We start from the raw sequence: 20,526 nt of genomic DNA, 5'->3' as shown, positions 1-20,526 counted from the left end.
CCGGGGGCGCGCCCCGGCCCTAAATTCCTAAAATCACTGTCGAATGAGGTGGAATCTTGGCGTTTCAAGCCGTAGTAATTATCGCCGGATTGGTGGTCGGCTGGGTGCGGAAGGGAAGCATCTGGTCGATTACGGAGATTCGACTCCGTTGGCTTTGGGTGCTCCCGGTGGCATACATTCTGCAACACGTGTCCATTTCGTATCTAACAGGGACGGTATATGAATTCGTCTTGGTATTAAGTTACATATCTCTTATCACTTTTTCCTTGGTGAATTTCAAGACTCCTGGGCTGGCTTGGACATTGTTGGGGACTTTCCTGAACTTTTTGGCAATGTCGGTAAATGGTCTTCGCATGCCCGCTTATCTGCCCGCGGTAAAACAGATGGACTCGGCTCTTGTAGGACCGTTACTTGCAGGTCACTACGGAAAAAGTGTTGCAATGACTAGTATGACCCATCTGAATTTTCTGGGTGACATCTTCTCCTTCCAAGTTCAACCTGCAAGTATCATAAGTATTGGGGATATTATATTTGGGATCGGTCTCGTAATACTTATTCAACACGCCATGTTGTTGAAGCGAGGTGAGTTGGCTCATGCAGTCGACAAGCACGCGTGAGCGTATCCTGGCCCCGCTATATCCTTTGATTTGGTGGATTGCTCTTTCGGTCTTTCTAGCTAGAGAATATAGACCACTGACGATTCCAGACTGGGTAGTTATCTATTCTCTGGCGGGAATTCTGATTTTGTCCGAAAGATTTTATGTGCCTGTGACTGAACAGGAATCTTTGAACCTAGAAACTATCTATTTAATCGGGTTTTCTTTCGTCTATCCGATAAATGACGTTGGGTGGGCGGCACTAATCTATGCGGTCATAACTTCCCTCAGATATTACCGTACGCGTTGGCATGTGCAGCTGATGAATGGTTTCACTTTCGCGTTAAGTGTCATTGCTGCCCATTACGCAGCATCACTGCTGGTGTTGCGACCAATAGATAATGTGCTACCGCAGGTAGTCACCGTGTTACTGTTTGCCGTGGTCTACTTTGGTGTGAATGTGCTGTCCTTGTGGGGACATCTGTTCTTTGTGTTTGACGGACGAGGGTCCCTTGCTACCATTCGTGAGGGAATAACCCTTCGTTCTGTGATTGTATATGCAATAGAAATCCTAATCGGTCTACTACTGTCTCTTGCCCTCCGCAACGCCGGCCTCGCTGGCGCTCTTCTCTTCACTGGGCTGTTGCTACTCGCAGCCTACTCGTACCGCGATTACTTTCAGATGGCGAAGCACTTCCGCGAGTTGTCGATTCGGGACGAGCTCACTGGCTTGTACAACCATCGCTGGATTCAAACGTTTATGGACGAGCTTGTCGGGCAGAAACAGCCGTTCGCGCTCCTGATGCTCGACATCGACCACTTTCGGCGCTACAACGACGCGTGGGGTCACGTGCGCGGTGACGACGCGCTGAAAGAAATCGCGCAGGTGCTGGATGAACGCCGCATCGCGGATGAGGAAGTCGCGCGGTACAGCGGTGAGGAGTTCGCCATTGCACTTCGTGGTTACTCTCTCGAACAAGCACAGGTTCATGCGGAAAACGTTCGCCGTGCTGTGGAGGATGCGAAGATCGACGGCGTCGAGATGCTCCCTGGCAAACGGCTGACTGTGAGTATCGGCGTGGCACACTTCCCGTCGATGGCTGAAAATAAGACAGACCTTTTGATGATGGTCGATGACGCACTCTACAAAGGCAAGTTCAGTGGCCGCAACAAGGTTTCCATTTACACGTCTGTGCTTGACGAAATGAAGCGAAACCTCGCCTTGACGGATGACGACGAAGAACTGTTTCGGACTATTAAGGTCTTCCTTACATTCTTAAACACCAAAGACCGCTATACGTACGCTCATACTGAGCGCGATGTTCGCTATGTGGAGAGCCTCGCGGTCCGCGTTGGCATAGGAGAAGAGGACCTGCGCTACTTGCGTTTCGGGGCATTCCTGCATGACATAGGGAAAGTCGAGATCCCAATTGAAGTCTTGACCAAACGCGGTCCACTGAGCAAGACGGAATGGGACATCATGAAATCCCATGTCGAGCTCGGGGTAAACATTGTCAAGCCAATCGCGGCACTTGCGCCGAGCTTGCCAATCATCCGACATCACCACGAACGGTTCGGCGGTGGTGGGTACCCAGACGGTATAGCTGGTGAGGACATCCCGCTGTCAGCCCGCATCCTGACAATCGCCGATAGCTTTGACGCCATGACTACAAGTCGGCCTTATCAGCGCAAGCGGTCGATGGAGGAAGCCTTTGCCGAGCTTCGTGATTGTGCAGGTACCCAGTTTGATCCGGATTTAGTCGAACCGTTCATTGATATGGTGCGGGAGATTGGGTTGCTCGACGCGGAGGAAGGCGATGACAGCAAGGGCAATGACCACATAACTGGATGATGTCGCGCGTCCATGCCATTCATCAACGCGAAAAACACCCCTGAGCCGACTCTCATTGGCACAGGGGTGCTGCATACTCAGGGGTGCTGCTTTCACGAACTTTCATCAAGTACTTTTCCAGCGCTCCAGGACCGGCGCCTTTGGGGCACATTTCCATTCATCTGCTGAATACTGCTACCATCATCGTGCCACACTAGCCTGATCCTGACACACCCGGTACAATACAACTGAAAGCTTGCCCAAGGAGGGTCAGATGTGGCAACGGTCCTCATTGTCGATGATGAAGAGTCGATTCAAAAGCTGGTCGTGTTCCATTTCCAGCGATCGGGATACGAGATAGAAACCTGCGGCAATGGTCGTGATGCCTACGAACGGATTCGCAAGTCGCCTGGCGCGTTTGATTTAATCGTGCTCGACTTGATGTTGCCCGGAATGGACGGCATGGAAGTTTGCAAACGTCTGCGGGCGGAACAGATTCGCACGCCAATTATTTTGCTGACGGCGAGAGACGACGAGGTCGACCTGATTCTAGGCTTGGAACTTGGCGCTGATGACTACGTCACAAAGCCATTTAGTCCGCGCGAACTGATTGCCAGAGCAAGAGCAGTCCTGCGTCGTTCGGAGACCGCCGAAGAGGGAGCTGCAACAGACGCGCCAGTCGATGAAAAGCGCCTCGCCAACCAGCAGATTGTGCTAGATGTTGGTAGACATGAAGTCACGGTGCGCGGGGAACAGATTGATTTGACCCCGAAAGAGTTTGACCTACTCGAGTATTTTATGAAGAACAAAGCGCAAGTCTTGACGCGTGATCAACTCCTCGATCGCGTTTGGGGGTACTCTTCCTCAACAGATACGCGCATCGTCGATGTCCACGTCTCGCACTTGCGCGAGAAAATTGAGGAAGATGCGAAAAATCCTGTCTTCATTAGAACGGTGCGCGGAGTAGGGTATAAGTTTAATGAAGGTGCGGGACCTGCTTTATGATCGGTTTTTTGGTCGGGTTCGCCGTGGCAGTTGTGTTGTGCGGTTTCATTTGGTTGTGGCAGGGTCGACGCCGTCAAGCTTTTTGGCAGTACGTGACAGACGCTCTTCGCGCGATCGCAAGCGGGAATTATCAAATTCATGTCTACGGCGTGGGTGGTGATGCAGACCATCCGATTGTAAAGTCGATTAACGACATGACGCGCGTCATTCAGCAGCACGTAGAGGAACTGTCACAAGAGCGTGATGTCCTGCAACACATCCTGCACAGTATGACGACGGGAGTTGTGTACATCGTTGGCGGTGGTCGCGTGCAAATGGTGAACGAAGCCGCTGAGCGTATGTTCCGCAAACCTGCCGAACGGTGGCTCGACCGCGAGCATTGGGGTGTGTTTGGGCACTACCACCTAAGCGCAGCGATTGACAATGCATTGTTGTTTGGAACGACGTGGCAGAGCGAGTTGAAGTTGCGGGACGACTTGACCGTCGAAACTCGTCTTATCGTCATTCAGTCCGTCCGGCGTCGGACGAGTGGAGACAGTGGGTATGATGCGCTGGTCTTGCTCACTGACGTGTCGGAGTGGCGGAGACTTGAGCGTATGCGCAGCGAGTTTGTCGCCAATGTTTCTCATGAGTTAAAGACGCCAATCGCGTCGATTCGCGGCTTTGCCGAAACGCTGCTTGATGAAGACGTGGATGAGCCAACCCAGCACTCGTTTCTACAAACCATTTATGATGAATCGCTGCGGATGAGCAATTTGGTCTCGGACCTGCTCGAACTCTCTAAACTGGAGGGGACAGATCGCGATCTGCATCCGGGGCGCGTGCGACTACCAGATATCATTGCAGGTGCTTTGCATCGTTTGCAGAACGAAGCGTCGCGTCGCGAAATCGAACTCATCGCAGATCCGTGTGATGATTTAACTGTTTGGGGCGACCAAGACAAGTTGTTGCAAGTTGTACTTAATCTGGTATCGAACGCTATCTACTATACACCTGAAGGCGGACAGATCCGCATTCGGTACGATGTCCTCGTCGACCGTGTGAAGGTGCATGTCACAGACTCGGGCATTGGGATTCCTCCAGAACACATTGAACGAGTGTTTGAACGGTTCTACCGCGTGGACCGAGACAGGAGCAGGGCATCTGGGGGCACGGGTCTTGGTCTCGCGATTGTGAAACACATCATCGGCGCCCATGGCGGCGAGGTCGGGGTGAGCAGCGAGCCTGGGCGCGGCAGCGACTTTTGGTTCACGCTTTCCAGACTTGAAGGCAGTTTGCAGGAGGTTAACTCATGAACAAAATCGCATTTGTGACGGACAGTACAGCGTACTTGTCACCGGAGCAGATTCGCGAGCACAACATCTCTGTGGTGCCGCTGTCAGTGGTCTTTGAGGGAAGTGTGTACCGCGAAGGGTTCGACTTGTCTACGGAGGATTTTTATCGGCGACTGGTGAGCTCAAAAGACTTCCCGACCACCTCACAGCCACCAGTAGGAGAGTTCGCTGAGACATTTGAGCGCCTATTAGCCGACCATGATGCAGTCATGTGCCTTCTTCTCTCCAGCAATCTCAGCGGGACGGTGGCTTCTGCGGAAGCGGCGGCGAACATGGTGGGTGGCCCGATTCACGTCGTGGACTCCCGCATCTCGAGTTACGGAATTGCGGGGCCGTTGCTTGATGGCGTTCAACTTGCAAATGGCGGCGGGACGCCGGATGACATATTGGCGCTGTGGGAAAAGGAGTTGGCGAGTGAGCGCGCATTCTTTGTGGTGGACACTTTGGAGATGCTGCACCGCGGCGGTCGCATTGGCGGCGCAGCCGCCGCATTTGGCGCTCTGTTGCAGATTAAGCCGATTCTCACGATAAGCGACGGGCGTATCGACCTGTTCGAAAAGGTACGTACGCACCGTCGCGCCATGGAGCGGATGCTAACCGAATTTGATGCGGATGCCAGCACCGGCAAACACTTGAAAGTAGGTGTTGTGCACGCGCAGCGGTACAATGATGCAGTCTCCCTGCGCGATCAACTCGAGGCGAAGTACCCAAATATCGAGACAGACATCAACGAACTTGGCCCGGTTGTTGGGGCTCACACGGGGCCTGGGCTACTGGCGCTCGTGTACTACGAGAAGGCCTAATTGCGAACAGCTTCCCGCTTGGCAGGGAGGGCTTTGAGTGGAGTCTTACACCTGGCGATTTCTTCTTCGCTCTGCAGCAAACCAAGCGGTGAACTGGTTGTTTCCGCCACAACAGGGGACTTGTCTGCTTTGCCAGCGGCCCATGCATGAACTCCAGCATGCCGCGGCGGGAGACTCGGAGTCTCGGGTGGGAACGGGATCCGCACCAATCGGGATATGCTTTTTCTGCCTTCAGGACGCGGCGCAAAGTGCTGGCCATGTGCAGCCAGCTACGGTCTCTGTGAAGGGGCGGACGGTTCGGGTGCTTCCGGCCATGCCGTACGAAGGGTTGGCGCGGTCTGCAATCCGCAAGTGGAAGTACGATGGCGTTCTGGGATTGACGGACTGGTTCAGTAGTCGAGTGGTACGGGCGTGCCAGGCCGATCCAGTGCTGGCTGACGTGACCTGTATCACGCCGGTTCCGACTACACCGGATCGATTCCGCAAACGCGGCTATCACCAAGTCGGTCTCCTAGCCACAGCTGTAGCTCGAGAACTACAACTGCCGTTGTATTCCTGCTTAGCGCGTCAACCACAGGCGAGGGACGAATTCACTCAGTCTCAGACTGCAAAGTCAGTCACCGAACGTCGAAAAAGCTTGGCTGGGGCATTCTGCATGCGCCCGGGAGCGGATGTATCGGGCAAGCATGTGCTGCTCGTGGACGATGTGGTGACGACTGGAGCGACCGTCGAGGCCTGCTCGCAGGTACTGCTTCACGCGGGCGCTGCCGGCGTGACATGTGTGGCCATTGCGCGCGTCGAATCGGTGCGCGAGCACAATCACCCGTGAGTCGACCGTGATCACAGGTGACATCGTAGCAGTTGCAGGTGAGTCCGTGATGAGGACTGGATTGCGGTGTTTCTTCCAATCGGGGTGAACTGCCGCTAGCTTTACGGTCATTTGGACAGGGACTATAATGATGGCAGGAGGCGGTCTGTATGGCCATCGCCCACTGCAAGCGGTGCGGGAAAATCTACAATCGGGTACGTCGCGACATTTGCCCTGCCTGCATTGTGGAGGAAGACCGGGCGTTTGCGGCTGTGCGGTTGTACCTGCATGACCACCGGGACACAACGATGGAGGAGCTGGTGGAGCGCACCGGAACGGACGAATCGTTGATCGTCTCGCTCATTCGCGAAGGCAGACTGATACTTCGAGATAACCCCAATCTGACGTATGCGTGCGCACGCTGTGGGCGCCCGACGCAGGTGGGGCGTTTTTGTGCGCGCTGTACACAAGAGATGGCCAGTGCGGGAAGAAAGAAAACACAGGTTTGAATAATTTGGGAGTCACTAGAAAGTCCCTTCTGAAAGTGTATACTGAAGGCTATATCAGTGGAGGAGGGATCACTATGAACATCCAAGTCCGCGGCGATCACATGGGTGTCACCGACGCTTTGAACGACTACGCGGAGAAAAAAATTGGTCGCCTTGAACGGTATTTTGACGCTCCACCTGAGAAGGAAGTTTCTGTGACCATGTCCGTGGAACGAGGTATGCACCGGGTTGAGGTGATGCTGCAAATCCACGGCATTTTGTTTCGTGCAGAAGAACTATCGTCGGACATGTACGCCTCTATAGATGCCGTTGCAGATAAGCTGGAGGAGCAGATTCACCGCCACAAAGAGAGGCTGAATCAGCGGTTTCGTGATCAGGGCCTGCGCACTCGCATTAAAATGTCTGCGGCAAACGGCGCGTTTCGCACCGTGACACTGGACGGCGAAGATGAACCGCGTGTCGTCCGAGTTAAACGTTTCCCGATGAAACCGATGGACGTCGAAGAAGCAATGATGCAGATGAACTTACTTGGACATGACTTCTTTATGTTCATTAATGCCGAAAGCGACGACGTCAATGTGATGTACAGGCGTAAGGACGGACATTACGGTTTGCTAGAACCGCGTGCATAGAACGGGTACAAACCTGAACCCTGCGTTACTTCAGTGTGACGGCACCGGGTTCTTATAAAGAGCCACTGGGGAGAGCGCTGGACAGGGCGAAAAGAGGCTGACCGATAGGCGATGGATGCCTGCCGGGACAGCCTCTTTCCGCGTACATAGCGTGACAAGCGTTAGGAGTTGTGATATGAGGGGATGACAGGTACAATCTTAAAACGGGGAGTTGGGGGCTAACTGCCCAATGAATGAGAGGGGTGTGACCTTCAGTGGGACTCCTAGCGCGAATGGTGGATTCCAACGAGCGAGAAATTGCTCGATTGCGTAGACGTGTTGCCCGGGTGAACGCATTTGAACCTGAGCTTGAGAAGTTGTCCGACGACGAATTGCGCGGCAAAACGTTTGAGTTTCGCTCGCGCCTTGAGCAGGGAGAGAAACTGGACAACCTGTTAGAAGAGGCGTTCGCCGTGGTACGTGAGGCATCCAAACGTGTGCTTGGACAGCGCCACTTCGACGTACAGTTGATGGGCGGTATGGTATTACACGAAGGCCGCGTAGCAGAGATGAAAACTGGTGAAGGTAAGACGCTCGTGGCTACGTTGCCGTCTTATCTGAACGGACTGACCAGCAAAGGTGTGCACGTTGTCACCGTCAATGACTACTTGGCCCGTCGCGACAGCGAAATGGCGGGTCGCGTACACACGTTCCTCGGCTTGACAGTTGGGCTTAATGTCCACGACATGGACCACGACGCTAAAAGAAGCGCGTATTTGGCAGACATCACGTATGGAACGAACAATGAGTTCGGCTTTGACTACTTGCGCGATAACATGGTCATGAGCGTGAATGAGATGGTACAGCGCCCGCTCCACTACGCTATCGTCGACGAAGTCGACAGCATTCTCATCGACGAAGCCCGTACACCGCTCATCATCTCCGGCCAAGCAGAAAAGTCCGCCGACCTGTACTTCCGCGCGGACGTCTTCGTGCGCAGCCTGCGCAAGGACGACTACGATGTCGATGAGAAAATGCGCACAGCGAACCTGAGTGACTCCGGAGTGAAAAAGGCAGAGCGGTTCTTTGGCGTAACCAATTTGTTTGATCCCGACCACGTCACGCTCATGCACCACATCACCCAAGGTTTGAAGGCGCACGGCTTGATGCACCGGGACAAAGACTACGTGGTGCACGGCGACGAGATCATCATCGTTGACGAGTTCACTGGCCGCCTGATGGAAGGTCGTCGTTACAGTGAGGGCTTGCACCAGGCAATTGAGTCCAAGGAAGGCGTTCGCGTCCAAAACGAGTCCAAGACGCTCGCCACGATTACTTTGCAAAACTACTTTCGCATGTACGACAAACTCTCGGGCATGACAGGTACGGCGAAGACCGAGGAAAAGGAACTGAACGAGATTTACGGTATGGACGTCGTCGTTGTGCCGACCAACCGGCCGATGATTCGCAATGACATCGGCGATGTGATCTACAAGACGGAGCGCGCGAAATTCAATGCGGTTGTTGAAGAAATTGCTGAGCGGCACGCCACGGGCCAACCGGTACTCGTTGGTACTACCTCGATCAACAAATCTGAGTACCTCTCGGACCTTCTTGTTCAGCGGGGGATTCGACACCAGGTGTTGAATGCGAAACAGCACGAGCGCGAGGCGGAAATCATTTCGCACGCCGGCCAAAAGGGAACCGTAACCATCGCTACCAACATGGCTGGCCGCGGTACGGACATCATCCTCGGCGATGGTGTTGCCGATCTCGGTGGCCTCCACATCGTCGGTACGGAACGTCACGAAAGTCGCCGCATTGACAATCAATTGCGTGGTCGTGCCGGTCGTCAAGGAGATCCAGGCTCTTCCCAGTTCTTCCTGTCCCTCGAAGACGACCTGTTGCGTCTGTTTGGCTCGGATAACATTTCACGCCTGATGGACCGGCTTGGCCTCGAGGAAGACCAGCCGATTGAGAACAAGATGCTGACTGGCGCTATGGAACGTGCGCAGCGCAAGGTGGAAGGCAACAACTACGACATCCGCAAACACGTTCTACGCTACGACGACGTGATGAACAAACAACGCGAGGTGATCTACCGCCAGCGGCGCCAGATTCTCGAAGAGGAGGTCCTGCGCGGAATCGTCGAAGGTATGGCGAAGGACCTGATTGAACATATGCTTGACGTGTACTGCTCGGAGGAGCAAATCCCGGAAGAGTGGGACATTCCCGGGCTCATCGCCTACGCAGAACGCCACTTCCTGCTGCCCAACCAGGCGACAGAAGAGGAACTGCGCAAGTTGGCCCGAGAAGAATTGAACGAGCGACTCACGGAACTAATGGTGGAGAACTACGACGCGCGTGAGAATGAATTGGAAGCATTCCTTCGGGAGCTCGAACGCGTTGTCGTACTTCGCACAGTGGACGCGAAGTGGATGGACCACATCGACGCCATGGATCAGTTCCGTCAAGGCGTACACCTGCGTTCCTACGGACAGGCGGACCCGCTCGTGATTTACCAGAAGGAAGGCTTCGAGATGTTCGAAGCGATGATTCACAGCATGGAAGAAGAGGTTATCATGTACGTCTTCAAGGCGACGGTCGCGACTGCGCCGCAGCCTGTGCCAGTCTACGACAGTGCGCCGATTCAGGGCGGTTGACCGGCGGGCTGCTGGTCTGACGGGCGTTGTCACCGCAGCGAGGGCCTGAACGTACATTAAGTCAAGTCCAACTGGGGCGACTCCGGGCCCGTGGCCGTGAGTCGCCCCAAGTTGGCTTATGCCGGAACGAAATCTATCGGATGAGGTGGTTGTGCATGGCCGAAACATTTGGAGAACTGCGCAGTACTTTGCAAACAATGGCCCAGCGTTTGGCGGATATCGGGAGGTCTCTTTGACGTCCCTGGCAAAGAACGGCGTCTTGCTGCGCTAGATGAAAGGATGTCTGCACCGACCTTCTGGGACGACCAGAATGGCGCACAGAAGGTGATCGACGAAGCAAACGGCCTTCGTTCTATCGTCGATCGGATGAAGGCCCTGCAGGCGGCACAGGAAGACTTAGAGGTTACCCTTGAACTGGCTGCAGACGAAGGTGACATGGAACTGTTCGCTGAGGCGAACAGCGGTGTAGAACGACAACTCCTGGACTTGGACAGCTTTGAGCTGGAGTTGATGCTGTCCGGAACGTACGACAAGAGCAACGCGATTCTTGAACTCCACCCAGGCGCAGGTGGCACCGAGTCTCAGGACTGGGCGCTCATTCTGTTGCGGATGTATACCCGTTGGGCTGAAGACCACGGTTACAAAGTGGAGACTCTGGATTATCTGCCTGGCGATGAGGCGGGGCTAAAGAGCGTGACGTTGCTGATTAAAGGTCATAACGCATATGGCTATTTAAAGGCGGAAAAGGGTGTGCACAGACTGGTGCGCATTTCGCCGTTTGACGCCTCTGGCCGCCGTCACACTTCGTTCGCTTCAGTCGACGTGATCCCGGAGATCGACGATGACATCCAGGTGGACATCCGTACAGAGGACCTGCGCATCGATGTTTACCGGTCAAGCGGCGCTGGTGGGCAGCACGTCAACACGACCGACTCTGCGGTGCGCATCACGCACTTGCCGACTGGCATCGTCGTGACCTGTCAAAGCGAGCGGTCGCAGATTCAGAATCGCGAAGTAGCCATGAACCTGCTACGCGCCCGTCTTTACGAGCGCCAGCGTCAGGAGCAGGAAGCTCACGTGGCTGAGTTGCGCGGGGAGCAGAAAGACATTGCTTGGGGCAGCCAGATTCGCTCGTACGTCTTCCACCCGTATTCGATGGTCAAAGACCACCGCACGGGTCAGGAGCTGGGGAACGTACACGCGGTTGTAGATGGTCTGCTTGATCCGTTCATCAACGCGTACCTGCGCTGGCAATTGGCAATCGCACAAGGGCGCGCCAATGGGCCTGTGGCCTCCGGCGACGACGACTTGTAATCTCCACGGCGGCCGCCGTGGTTGTGGACAAATCATAGTATTGAGTTGTGTGGTTTGAGTTGTATGGTTTGAGTTGTGTGGCCCGAGCGAACCTTGCTCGGGCCACGTTGTATTCTACGTCCTTGTTTCATAGATGCGACTGTTGCACGGACGTCCGCGCGTGGAAGTGTTGTCTTGGCGTGAATGGCATAATGGACGACAAACACGCATATGTAGACTTGGACAAAGAATCCACGCTGAACTCGACCAGACATATACTGACAACCCACTGTGAATTCGCCTGCCCAAAACATTCCAGAATAATTTAGGTTGATCTCGGCCTGGACGCGTGGTATATTAGTCGATGTCGCCGCGAGGCGGTGCCGCTGAGAAAGACCCCACAAACCGCGTCACATCAAGGTTTCTCGGGTTTTTCAGTTGGCTGTCAGACGAGGTTTCCACTCGGTTTCAGGGTTCGTCTTGAACCGCTGCAGAAACTCTTGCGAGATAGTGAGCGACCAGAAACATCCAGTGGAAATGGTCAGCGAGGCGTGGTAAGATACTCGTTGCCGCTTCAAACAGGTGCTTCGGTCAAGCGGTGAATACCAGCACTACAATGGTTCCTTGAAAACTAAACACGCAAGAGAGCGACAGTGTATCGCAAGCGGAATTGGCTTTGGCTTCGGCTGGAGTTAAGGAAGCATAAATGAGCAGCAAACTTATTTGAGAGTTTGATCCTGGCTCAGGACGAACGCTGGCGGCGTGCCTAATACATGCAAGTCGAGCGGACCCTTCGGGGTCAGCGGCGGACGGGTGAGTAACACGTGGGTAATCTGCCCAACTGACCGGAATAACGCCTGGAAACGGGTGCTAATGCCGGATAGGCAACGAGGAGGCATCTCCTTGTTGGGAAAGGTGCAACTGCACCGCAGATGGAGGAGCCCGCGGCGCATTAGCTAGTTGGTGGGGTAACGGCCTACCAAGGCGACGATGCGTAGCCGACCTGAGAGGGTGGACGGCCACACTGGGACTGAGACACGGCCCAGACTCCTACGGGAGGCAGCAGTAGGGAATCTTCCGCAATGGGCGCAAGCCTGACGGAGCAACGCCGCGTGAGCGAAGAAGGCCTTCGGGTTGTAAAGCTCAGTCACTCGGGAAGAGCGGACGAAGGAGTGGAAAGCCTTCGTCGAGACGGTACCGAGAGAGGAAGCCCCGGCTAACTACGTGCCAGCAGCCGCGGTAATACGTAGGGGGCAAGCGTTGTCCGGAATCACTGGGCGTAAAGCGTGCGTAGGCGGTCGCGTGTGTCTGGGGTGAAAGTCCAGGGCTCAACTCTGGGATTGCCTTGGAAACTGCGTGACTTGAGTACTGGAGAGGCAAGGGGAATTCCGCGTGTAGCGGTGGAATGCGTAGATATGCGGAGGAATACCAGTGGCGAAGGCGCCTTGCTGGACAGTGACTGACGCTGAGGCACGAAAGCGTGGGGAGCAAACAGGATTAGATACCCTGGTAGTCCACGCCGTAAACGATGAGTGCTAGGTGTTGGGGGGTACCACCCTCAGTGCCGAAGGAAACCCAATAAGCACTCCGCCTGGGGAGTACGGTCGCAAGACTGAAACTCAAAGGAATTGACGGGGGCCCGCACAAGCAGTGGAGCATGTGGTTTAATTCGAAGCAACGCGAAGAACCTTACCAGGGCTTGACATCCCCCTGACCGTCACAGAGATGTGGCTTCCCTTCGGGGCAGGGGAGACAGGTGGTGCATGGTTGTCGTCAGCTCGTGTCGTGAGATGTTGGGTTAAGTCCCGCAACGAGCGCAACCCTTGAGCTGTGTTACCAGCGCGTAAAGGCGGGGACTCACAGGTGACTGCCGGCGTAAGTCGGAGGAAGGCGGGGATGACGTCAAATCATCATGCCCTTTATGTCCTGGGCTACACACGTGCTACAATGGGCGGAACAACGGGAAGCGAGACCGCGAGGTGGAGCAAAACCCTGAAAACCGTTCGTAGTTCGGATTGCAGGCTGCAACCCGCCTGCATGAAGCCGGAATTGCTAGTAATCGCGGATCAGCATGCCGCGGTGAATCCGTTCCCGGGCCTTGTACACACCGCCCGTCACACCACGAGAGTCGGCAACACCCGAAGTCGGTGGGGTAACCCGTAAGGGGGCCAGCCGCCGAAGGTGGGGTTGATGATTGGGGTGAAGTCGTAACAAGGTAGCCGTATCGGAAGGTGCGGCTGGATCACCTCCTTTCTATGGAGTAAGAGGCACTGTCGCTCAGTGTCGGCAACGAGATGCAAGCAGGACGAGGAGCAAGGGGAATGGTGAAGCGAGCGTACGCAGGTACGTGAGTGAGCCATGAGCCGCAGCGACAAAGTCATGCGAAGCAGATCGTCGACGACAGGCGTGTTTAGTTTTGAGGGAGCCATGACCCGCCCGGGTTTGTCCTGGTGCGGCGCATTGGTGACTTCAACTCGGTATTCGTGTGCTTGCGCACGGTACTGAACTGTACCTTGGAAACTGGATAACGACTCCTATGTAAGAAACGTCAACCGACATGATCACAGTGGGTAACTGTGTTCGAGTGACGTGGCGGGAAACTGCTGCGTTACAACAGGTGAAGTTAGGAAGGGCGCACGGAGGATGCCTAGGCGCCAGGAGCCGACGAAGGACGGGGCGAACACCGAAATGCCACGGGGAGCTGTAAGCGAGCTTTGATCCGTGGATGTCCGAATGGGGGAACCCAGCAGCCGTCATGGGCTGTTACTGCACACTGAATCCATAGGTGTGTGGAGGCAACCGAGGGAACTGAAACATCTAAGTACCTCGAGGAAGAGAAAACAAGAGTGATTCCGCAAGTAGTGGCGAGCGAACGCGGAAGAGCCTAAACCAGTGCTGTGTAAGGTTGCAGCCGTTGCAGGACTGGGGTAGTGGGGCTAGTGCGGAGGGGACTGCAAACCCCTCGCGAAGTCAAAAATTGCATTTGTAGCCAAACGGCATGGGAAGGCCGGCCAGAGACGGTGAGAGCCCGGTAGGCGAAACGAATGCAACTTCGTGGCACAAGTACCCAAGTACCGCGGGACACGAGAAACCCCGTGGGAATCTGGGAGGACCACCTCCTAAGGCTAAATACTCCCTGGCGACCGATAGCGGATAGTACCGTGAGGGAAAGGTGAAAAGAACCGCGGGAGCGGAGTGAAATAGAACCTGAAACCGTGTGCCTACAAGCAGTCGAAGCATGCATGACATGTGACGGCGTGCCTTTTGTAGAATGAACCGGCGAGTGATGACAGCGAGCGAGGTTAAGGCGGGAAAGCCGGAGCCGTAGCGAAAGCGAGTCTGAAGAGGGCGAGTAGTTCGTTGTCATCGACCCGAAACCGGGTGAGCTACCCCTGGTCAGGGTGAAGTGCGGGTAACACCGCATGGAGGCCCGAACCCACCGGCGTTGAAAAGCCGGGGGATGAACTGGGGGTAGGGAGAAATTCCAATCGAACTCGGAGATAGCTGGTTCTCCCCGAAATCGCTTTAGGGCGAGCGTCAAGGGATGAGGGACGGAGGTAGAGCACTGATTGGATGCGGGGCCCTACCAGGGTTACCAAGTCCAGTCAAACTCCGAATGCCGTCTTGTTGCACCTTGGCAGTTAGACTACGAGTGCTAAGATCCGTGGTCAAAAGGGAAACAGCCCAGACCAACAGCTAAGGTCCCAAAGCCTGGTTAAGTGGAAAACGATGTGGCGGTGCACAGACAACCAGGATGTTGGCTTAGAAGCAGCCACCATTCAAAGAGTGCGTAATAGCTCACTGGTCGAGTGCTGCTGCGCGGAAAATGTAACGGGGCTAAACCAGGCACCGAAGCTTTGGATGTACCGAATGGTACGTGGTAGGGGAGCGTTCCATGGGCGGAGAAGCTGGACTGGAAGGTCTGGTGGAGCGCATGGAAGTGAGAATGCCGGTATGAGTAGCGAAAAGACAAGTGAGAATCTTGTCCGCCGAAAGCCCAAGGGTTCCTGGGGAAGGATCGTCCGCCCAGGGTAAGTCGGGACCTAAGGCGAGGCCGAGAGGCGTAGTCGAAGGACAACGGGTGGAAATTCCCGTACCACCGAAACACGTTTGAGCGACGGGGTGACGCAGGAGGAGCAGGGAAGCGCCCGGATGGAAGAGGGCGTCCAAGCAGCGAGCGTAGAGGATAGGCAAATCCGTCCTCTGAGAAGCGTGAGCTGTGATGGGGAGGGAAGTACAGTACCGAAGTCCCGCACTTCACACTGCCAAGAAAAGCCTCTAGCGAGTGCTAGGTGCCCGTACCGGAAACCGACACAGGTGGGCGCGTGGAGAACACGGAGGCGCGCGGGAGAACTCTCGTTAAGGAACTCGGCAAAATGGCCCCGTAACTTCGGGAGAAGGGGCGCTCGAAAGAGCCGCAGTGAAAAGGCCCAAGCGACTGTTTAGCAAAAACACAGGTCTCTGCAAAGCCGAAAGGCGAAGTATAGGGGCTGACGCCTGCCCGGTGCTGGAAGGTTAAGAGGAGGGGTTAGGGGCAACCCGAAGCTCTGAATTGAAGCCCCAGTAAACGGCGGCCGTAACTATAACGGTCCTAAGGTAGCGAAATTCCTTGTCAGGTAAGTTCTGACCCGCACGAATGGCGTAACGACTTGGGCGCTGTCTCAACGAGAGACCCGGTGAAATTGTAATACCTGTGAAGATGCAGGTTACCCGCGGCTAGACGGAAAGACCCCGTGGAGCTTGACTGTAGCTTGATATGGGAGATGGGTATGTCATGTACAGGATAGGTGGGAGACTGAGAAGCATGGGCGCCAGCCTGTGTGGAGTCGACGTTGGGATACCACCCTTGACATGCCTGTCTTCTAACCTGGCCCCATGAAACTGGGGTAGGGACAGTGTCAGGTGGGCAGTTTGACTGGGGCGGTCGCCTCCTAAAGAGTAACGGAGGCGCCCAAAGGTTCCCTCAGCGCGGATGGAAATCGCGCGGTGCGTGTAAAGGCAAAAGGGAGCTTGACTGCGAGACGGACAGGTCGAGCAGGGACGAAAGTCGGGCTTAGTGACCCGGCGGTGCCGAGTGGAAGGGCCGTCGCTCAACGGATAAAAGCTACCCCGGGGATAACAGGCTGATCTCCCCCAAGAGTTCACATCGACGGGGAGGTTTGGCACCTCGATGTCGGCTCATCGCATCCTGGGGCTGAAGTCGGTCCCAAGGGTTGGGCTGTTCGCCCATTAAAGCGGTACGCGAGCTGGGTTCAGAACGTCGTGAGACAGTTCGGTCCCTATCTGCCGCGGGCGCAGGATACGTGAGAGGAATTGTCCTTAGTACGAGAGGACCGGGATGAACCGACCGCTGGTGTCCCAGTTGTGCCGCCAGGCGCAGCGCTGGGTAGCTACGTCGGGAATGGATAAGCGCTGAAAGCATCTAAGCGCGAAGCCAGCCTCAAGATAACGTATCCCATCCGGTTAACGGAGTAAGACCCCTCATAGATGATGAGGTAGATCGGTCCGGAGTGGAAGCACAGTGATGTGTGGAGCGGACGGATACGAATCGGTCGAGGGCTTCACCAGATTCGTTGGTTGACGAGTACGAGCATAGGGCAGAGTCGTTATCTGGTTTCTGGGGTACAGGGAACGGTATGGCACAGCCGACCGTTTGATGTACCTGATGTCTGGTGGTAATGGCGGAGGGGACACACGCGTACCCATCCCGAACACGACCGTTAAGACCTCCAGCGCCGATGATACTTGGGGTGCAGACCCCTGGGAAAGTAGGACGCCGCCAGGCGAGAGAAGTGGGAAGGCTCAGCACCGAGTGTGCTGGGCCTTTTCGTATGCGCGGGTACGGGGAAACAAGGAGAGATAAGGGACAGGGGCAAGTTAAAATGGTATGCCGCGCCGCGGCATACTCCAATGGAGTACTAGACTTCGGGGGCGCGTGCGTGGGGTGGTGTGCAGAGTGTGATAGCGTTCATTTTGCTCCTTACACCGGGGGAAGCGACGGCGAGAAACGTCGATTTCGTATACATAGCACTGCGGATACCCCGGAAGGGGTATCTACTGAGGCGTTGGGTGATCAAATTGCGCGCTATACGGGAAAATCGGCCCTCAGACGGTCATATAGCGAACAAAAAATGCGCTACGGAGCCAAAATCGGCTACAAACGAGGGTTTGGCGAAGGCGAGCGAACAATTTGACCATTCGAAGGTCTAGTTATGTAAACAACGAGCGGATAACGAACAAAAAGTGCGTTCGACTCTCGGTATGACGGGCCAGTGAGTCATCCGCAGCGAGCAGAGCCATAGAGACTCCAAAGGACCGAAGAATAACACGTCGCGGCAGTGTTATCTCACAACCCTAACGTGGCGCCAGAGCGTGAGTGCCAGGTAGCGACCGAAATAGAGGGACAAGTTAAAATGGTATGCCGCGGGGCGGCATACTCCAATGGAGTACTTTTCGTCCACCCGACATTGCGGATACCCAGGAAGGGGTATATGCCTGAGCCGGACCAAATGAGACCAATAAGCCCTTCCGATAGCGTTATGACCAAACACTAACGCGCCGTCAGGACGTTATTCGCTTCCACAATGGCCATTTCGAGCCGATAACGTCCCAGAAACGCGTTATCGGGATGAGGGGAGGCCGAAAAGCGGGATCTAACAAAGAATAACGCGTTTTGAGGACGTTAGCCGCCTGATTATGTGAACAAATCACATGATAGCGAGTCCGCAGAGCGTTAAGCAATACCAGTAATCCCTTGGCACAGCGCCGTTTTGCCCACACGCCCACACGCCCACACGCCCACACGCCCACACGCCCACACGCCCACACGCCCACACGCCCACACGCCCACACGCCCACACGCCCACACGCCCACACGCCCACACGCCCACACGCCCACACGCCCACACGCCACACGCCACACGCCACACGCCACACGCCACACGCCACACGCCACACGCCACACGCCACACGCCACACGCCACACGCCACACGCCACACGCCACACGCCACACGCCACACGCCACACGCCACACGCCACACGCCCACACAGTAGAGCCGCCTGTCGTCAGTGCCAGACTTCAGCTTTGGTGCAGACGGTTGCGACGAATAATATCTAAGTCTCGGTGCAAGATGTCGATCTATAGTAAATTGTACCGGGTTGTGCCACAATCGAATTGCAATCACGTCCGGTCAACTGCTCAGCGAGCGCAGATTGAGGTGGCCCACATGGAGTGGTGGATTTGGTTGGTGCTTGGCGTCGGAATCGGCATCGTGGAATTGAGCAGCGTCACGTTTGTCCTGTTGTGGTTCGCCATCGCGGCGGTGGTGACCGCAGCAGTGGCACCGTTCGTGCACTCGCTATGGGTGCAACTACTCATTTTCGCTGTCCTCAGTCTGGGGATGTACTTCGCGTCGCGTCCGCTCGCCAAGAAGTGGCGGCGCACGAGGACGTTCAGCACCCACCTAGAGACGAGAGTCGGGCACACAGGTGTAGTTGTGTCGGGAGCTGAGCCCGGGGGGTTTGCCACGGTGCGCATTGAGGGCGAACTCTGGAGCGCCACATGCACAGAACCACTGAGAGCGGGCGCAGGAGTAATCGTGAAGGACGCGGAGGGCGCCATTTTAAAGGTCGCGCCAGCGCCAGACAATCGCGGCTAAGCCAGTGGGCAAGCAGACGGAGCGACCGCCCTGACAGATCAGACGCACCGGTCAATTCCGACAATCCAGAAAGTCTGCTGGTCCTGATAGCCGCGACAAAGGGGAGGTACAGCCATGCTGACGACAACAACCATTGTCATCGTCGTAGTGATTGTGCTGGTACTGCTCATCGTGTTTCGAGGGATCCGGATTATACCGCAGCAGCGAGTGGCCGTTGTTGAACGACTCGGGCGGTTCCATGCAGTGTTGTCTGCAGGTGTAAACATCATCTTTCCGTTCGTTGATCACGTGGTCAAGGTTCTCGATTTGCGGACGCAACAGGTGATTGTCCCGCCGCAGATTGTGATTACGAAGGACAATGTTCAGATACAGATCGACACGGTGTTTTTTTACACCATCGTGGAACCGAAGATGGCGACATACAACATCGCCGACGTCGTCCAGGGCATTCAAAACATCACTGCCGCAAACATCCGCCAAGTCGCCGGGCACATGGAACTCGACGAAACGCTTGCTGGTCGGGATCGCATCAGTATGTCGCTGCGAACTGCGCTTGATGAAGTGACAGAGTCTTGGGGTGTGCGCATCGACCGCGTTGAAATCGTTGACATCAAGCCGCCACGAGAGATTCAAGATGCGATGGAGCGCCAAATGAAGGCTGAGCGGGAGAAACGCGCGAATATCTTGCAAGCTGAGGGACAACGGCAGTCCGCCATTTTACAGGCTGAGGGTGAAAAACAAAGCGCCATTCTCCGCGCTGAAGGCGAACGTGAAGCGCGGATTCGCCAGGCGGAAGGTCTGCGCGAGGCGCAACGGTTAGAGGCAGAAGGGCGCGCACAGGCCATTGAACTAGTTGCGCAATCGGAGAAGGCGAGAATCGAGTTGCTGAAGGCCAGTGGCCTCGACGCAAACGTCCTTACGTACCAATCGTTCGATGCGCTGCAGGGCATGGCCAAAGGTCCGGCGACGACACTGTTCATCCCGTCGGAAGCCGTTGGCGTGCTGAGTGCGCTCGGAGCGCTTAAAAAGACGTGGCAGGCTGCCGGAGAGGGTACAGCGAATGGGGAGAGCAACGCTTAAGAGTGGTCAGGTTGTCGTCGCCGACGTTCGGGCCGCGGATACATTTTGGAAAAAATTTCGCGGCCTGATGTGGGACGACTCACTGCAACCCGACGAAGCACTTTGGTTTCCAGGGGATAACTGGATTCATTGCTTTTTTATGAAGATCCCGATTGACGTTCTGTTTTTGGACAAGCACGGCGTCATCGTCTACATGAAGGAAAAGATGAAGCCGTGGACCATCTCGCCGCCAGTGTTTCAAGCCAAGGGCGTTCTGGAATGCTACCCTGGGACAATTGAACGACATCAATTGCAGGTCGGCCAAACAATCGTGATCGGATGATAAGGAGCGGCT

At 55.5% G+C, this 20,526-nt stretch carries 13 protein-coding genes and 3 rRNA genes; all 16 read left to right on the top strand.

Translation table 11 applies throughout. The features are described from left to right. Window positions 1-56 precede the first annotated feature (56 nt). The 16 genes from JC200_RS08680 to JC200_RS08605 all read left to right on the top strand — a co-directional run bounded on the left by JC200_RS08680 (window position 57) and on the right by JC200_RS08605 (window position 20,514). A complete protein-coding gene (locus tag JC200_RS08680; RefSeq protein WP_274435866.1) occupies window positions 57-617 on the top strand; it encodes a DUF5317 domain-containing protein in 561 nt (186 codons plus the stop codon). Window positions 618-918: 301 nt separating this feature from the next. Continuing rightward, window positions 919-2,448, top strand: coding sequence for a bifunctional diguanylate cyclase/phosphohydrolase (locus JC200_RS08675; protein WP_274435865.1), 1,530 nt, complete (start codon window positions 919-921; stop codon window positions 2,446-2,448). Window positions 2,449-2,703: 255 nt separating this feature from the next. After that, the gene (locus JC200_RS08670; protein WP_274435864.1) at window positions 2,704-3,432 is read left to right on the top strand and encodes a response regulator transcription factor; all 729 of its coding nucleotides are present in this window, start codon (window positions 2,704-2,706) and stop codon (window positions 3,430-3,432) included. After that, complete coding sequence (gene pnpS, locus JC200_RS08665; protein ID WP_274435863.1) at window positions 3,429-4,727, top strand: two-component system histidine kinase PnpS; 1,299 nt, start codon at window positions 3,429-3,431, stop codon at window positions 4,725-4,727. Before JC200_RS08670 ends, pnpS begins: the two co-directional genes overlap by 4 nt. Beyond that, on the top strand, window positions 4,724-5,569 hold the full coding sequence (locus tag JC200_RS08660; protein ID WP_274435862.1) for a DegV family protein: 846 nt from the start codon (window positions 4,724-4,726) through the stop codon (window positions 5,567-5,569). Before pnpS ends, JC200_RS08660 begins: the two co-directional genes overlap by 4 nt. 37 nt (window positions 5,570-5,606) lie before the next feature. Further along, window positions 5,607-6,398, top strand: coding sequence for a ComF family protein (locus JC200_RS08655; RefSeq protein ID WP_274435861.1), 792 nt, complete (start codon window positions 5,607-5,609; stop codon window positions 6,396-6,398). Between the two features lie 149 nt (window positions 6,399-6,547). Next, complete coding sequence (locus JC200_RS08650) at window positions 6,548-6,886, top strand: hypothetical protein (protein ID WP_274435860.1); 339 nt, start codon at window positions 6,548-6,550, stop codon at window positions 6,884-6,886. Between the two features lie 74 nt (window positions 6,887-6,960). Next, window positions 6,961-7,518 carry a ribosome hibernation-promoting factor, HPF/YfiA family gene (hpf, locus tag JC200_RS08645; RefSeq protein WP_274435859.1) on the top strand — a complete coding sequence of 186 codons (558 nt, stop codon included), beginning with the start codon at window positions 6,961-6,963 and terminating at the stop codon, window positions 7,516-7,518. Window positions 7,519-7,772: 254 nt separating this feature from the next. Continuing rightward, window positions 7,773-10,160 (top strand): preprotein translocase subunit SecA, encoded by a 2,388-nt coding sequence (gene secA, locus JC200_RS08640; RefSeq protein WP_274435858.1) that lies wholly within the window; start codon window positions 7,773-7,775, stop codon window positions 10,158-10,160. 155 nt (window positions 10,161-10,315) lie between these two features. Next, a protein-coding gene (prfB, locus tag JC200_RS08635) for a peptide chain release factor 2 (protein WP_443111881.1) occupies window positions 10,316-11,474 on the top strand; the annotation gives its coding sequence in 2 pieces (ribosomal slippage) (window positions 10,316-10,393 and window positions 10,395-11,474; 1,158 coding nt in all). Window positions 11,475-12,172: 698 nt separating this feature from the next. Further along, a 16S ribosomal RNA gene (locus JC200_RS08630) occupies window positions 12,173-13,706 on the top strand. A gap of 363 nt (window positions 13,707-14,069) precedes the next feature. Further along, window positions 14,070-17,021 (top strand): 23S ribosomal RNA (locus JC200_RS08625). Between the two features lie 100 nt (window positions 17,022-17,121). After that, window positions 17,122-17,238: ribosomal RNA gene (rrf, locus tag JC200_RS08620) — 5S ribosomal RNA — on the top strand. The 16S, 23S and 5S rRNA genes sit together here, the layout of an rRNA operon. A gap of 1,442 nt (window positions 17,239-18,680) precedes the next feature. Then, window positions 18,681-19,112 (top strand): NfeD family protein, encoded by a 432-nt coding sequence (locus JC200_RS08615; RefSeq protein ID WP_274435856.1) that lies wholly within the window; start codon window positions 18,681-18,683, stop codon window positions 19,110-19,112. A gap of 114 nt (window positions 19,113-19,226) precedes the next feature. Further along, window positions 19,227-20,192 (top strand): SPFH domain-containing protein, encoded by a 966-nt coding sequence (locus JC200_RS08610; RefSeq protein ID WP_274435855.1) that lies wholly within the window; start codon window positions 19,227-19,229, stop codon window positions 20,190-20,192. Beyond that, window positions 20,173-20,514 carry a DUF192 domain-containing protein gene (locus JC200_RS08605; protein WP_274435854.1) on the top strand — a complete coding sequence of 114 codons (342 nt, stop codon included), beginning with the start codon at window positions 20,173-20,175 and terminating at the stop codon, window positions 20,512-20,514. The genes JC200_RS08610 and JC200_RS08605 overlap by 20 nt, the downstream gene beginning before the upstream one ends. Window positions 20,515-20,526 lie beyond the last annotated feature (12 nt).

It is taken from the genome of Alicyclobacillus sp. ALC3 (assembly GCF_028751195.1).
In the GTDB taxonomy this organism is placed as follows: Bacteria; Bacillota; Bacilli; order Alicyclobacillales; family Alicyclobacillaceae; genus Alicyclobacillus_L.
This window is presented reverse-complemented; position numbering and strand designations above follow the sequence as displayed.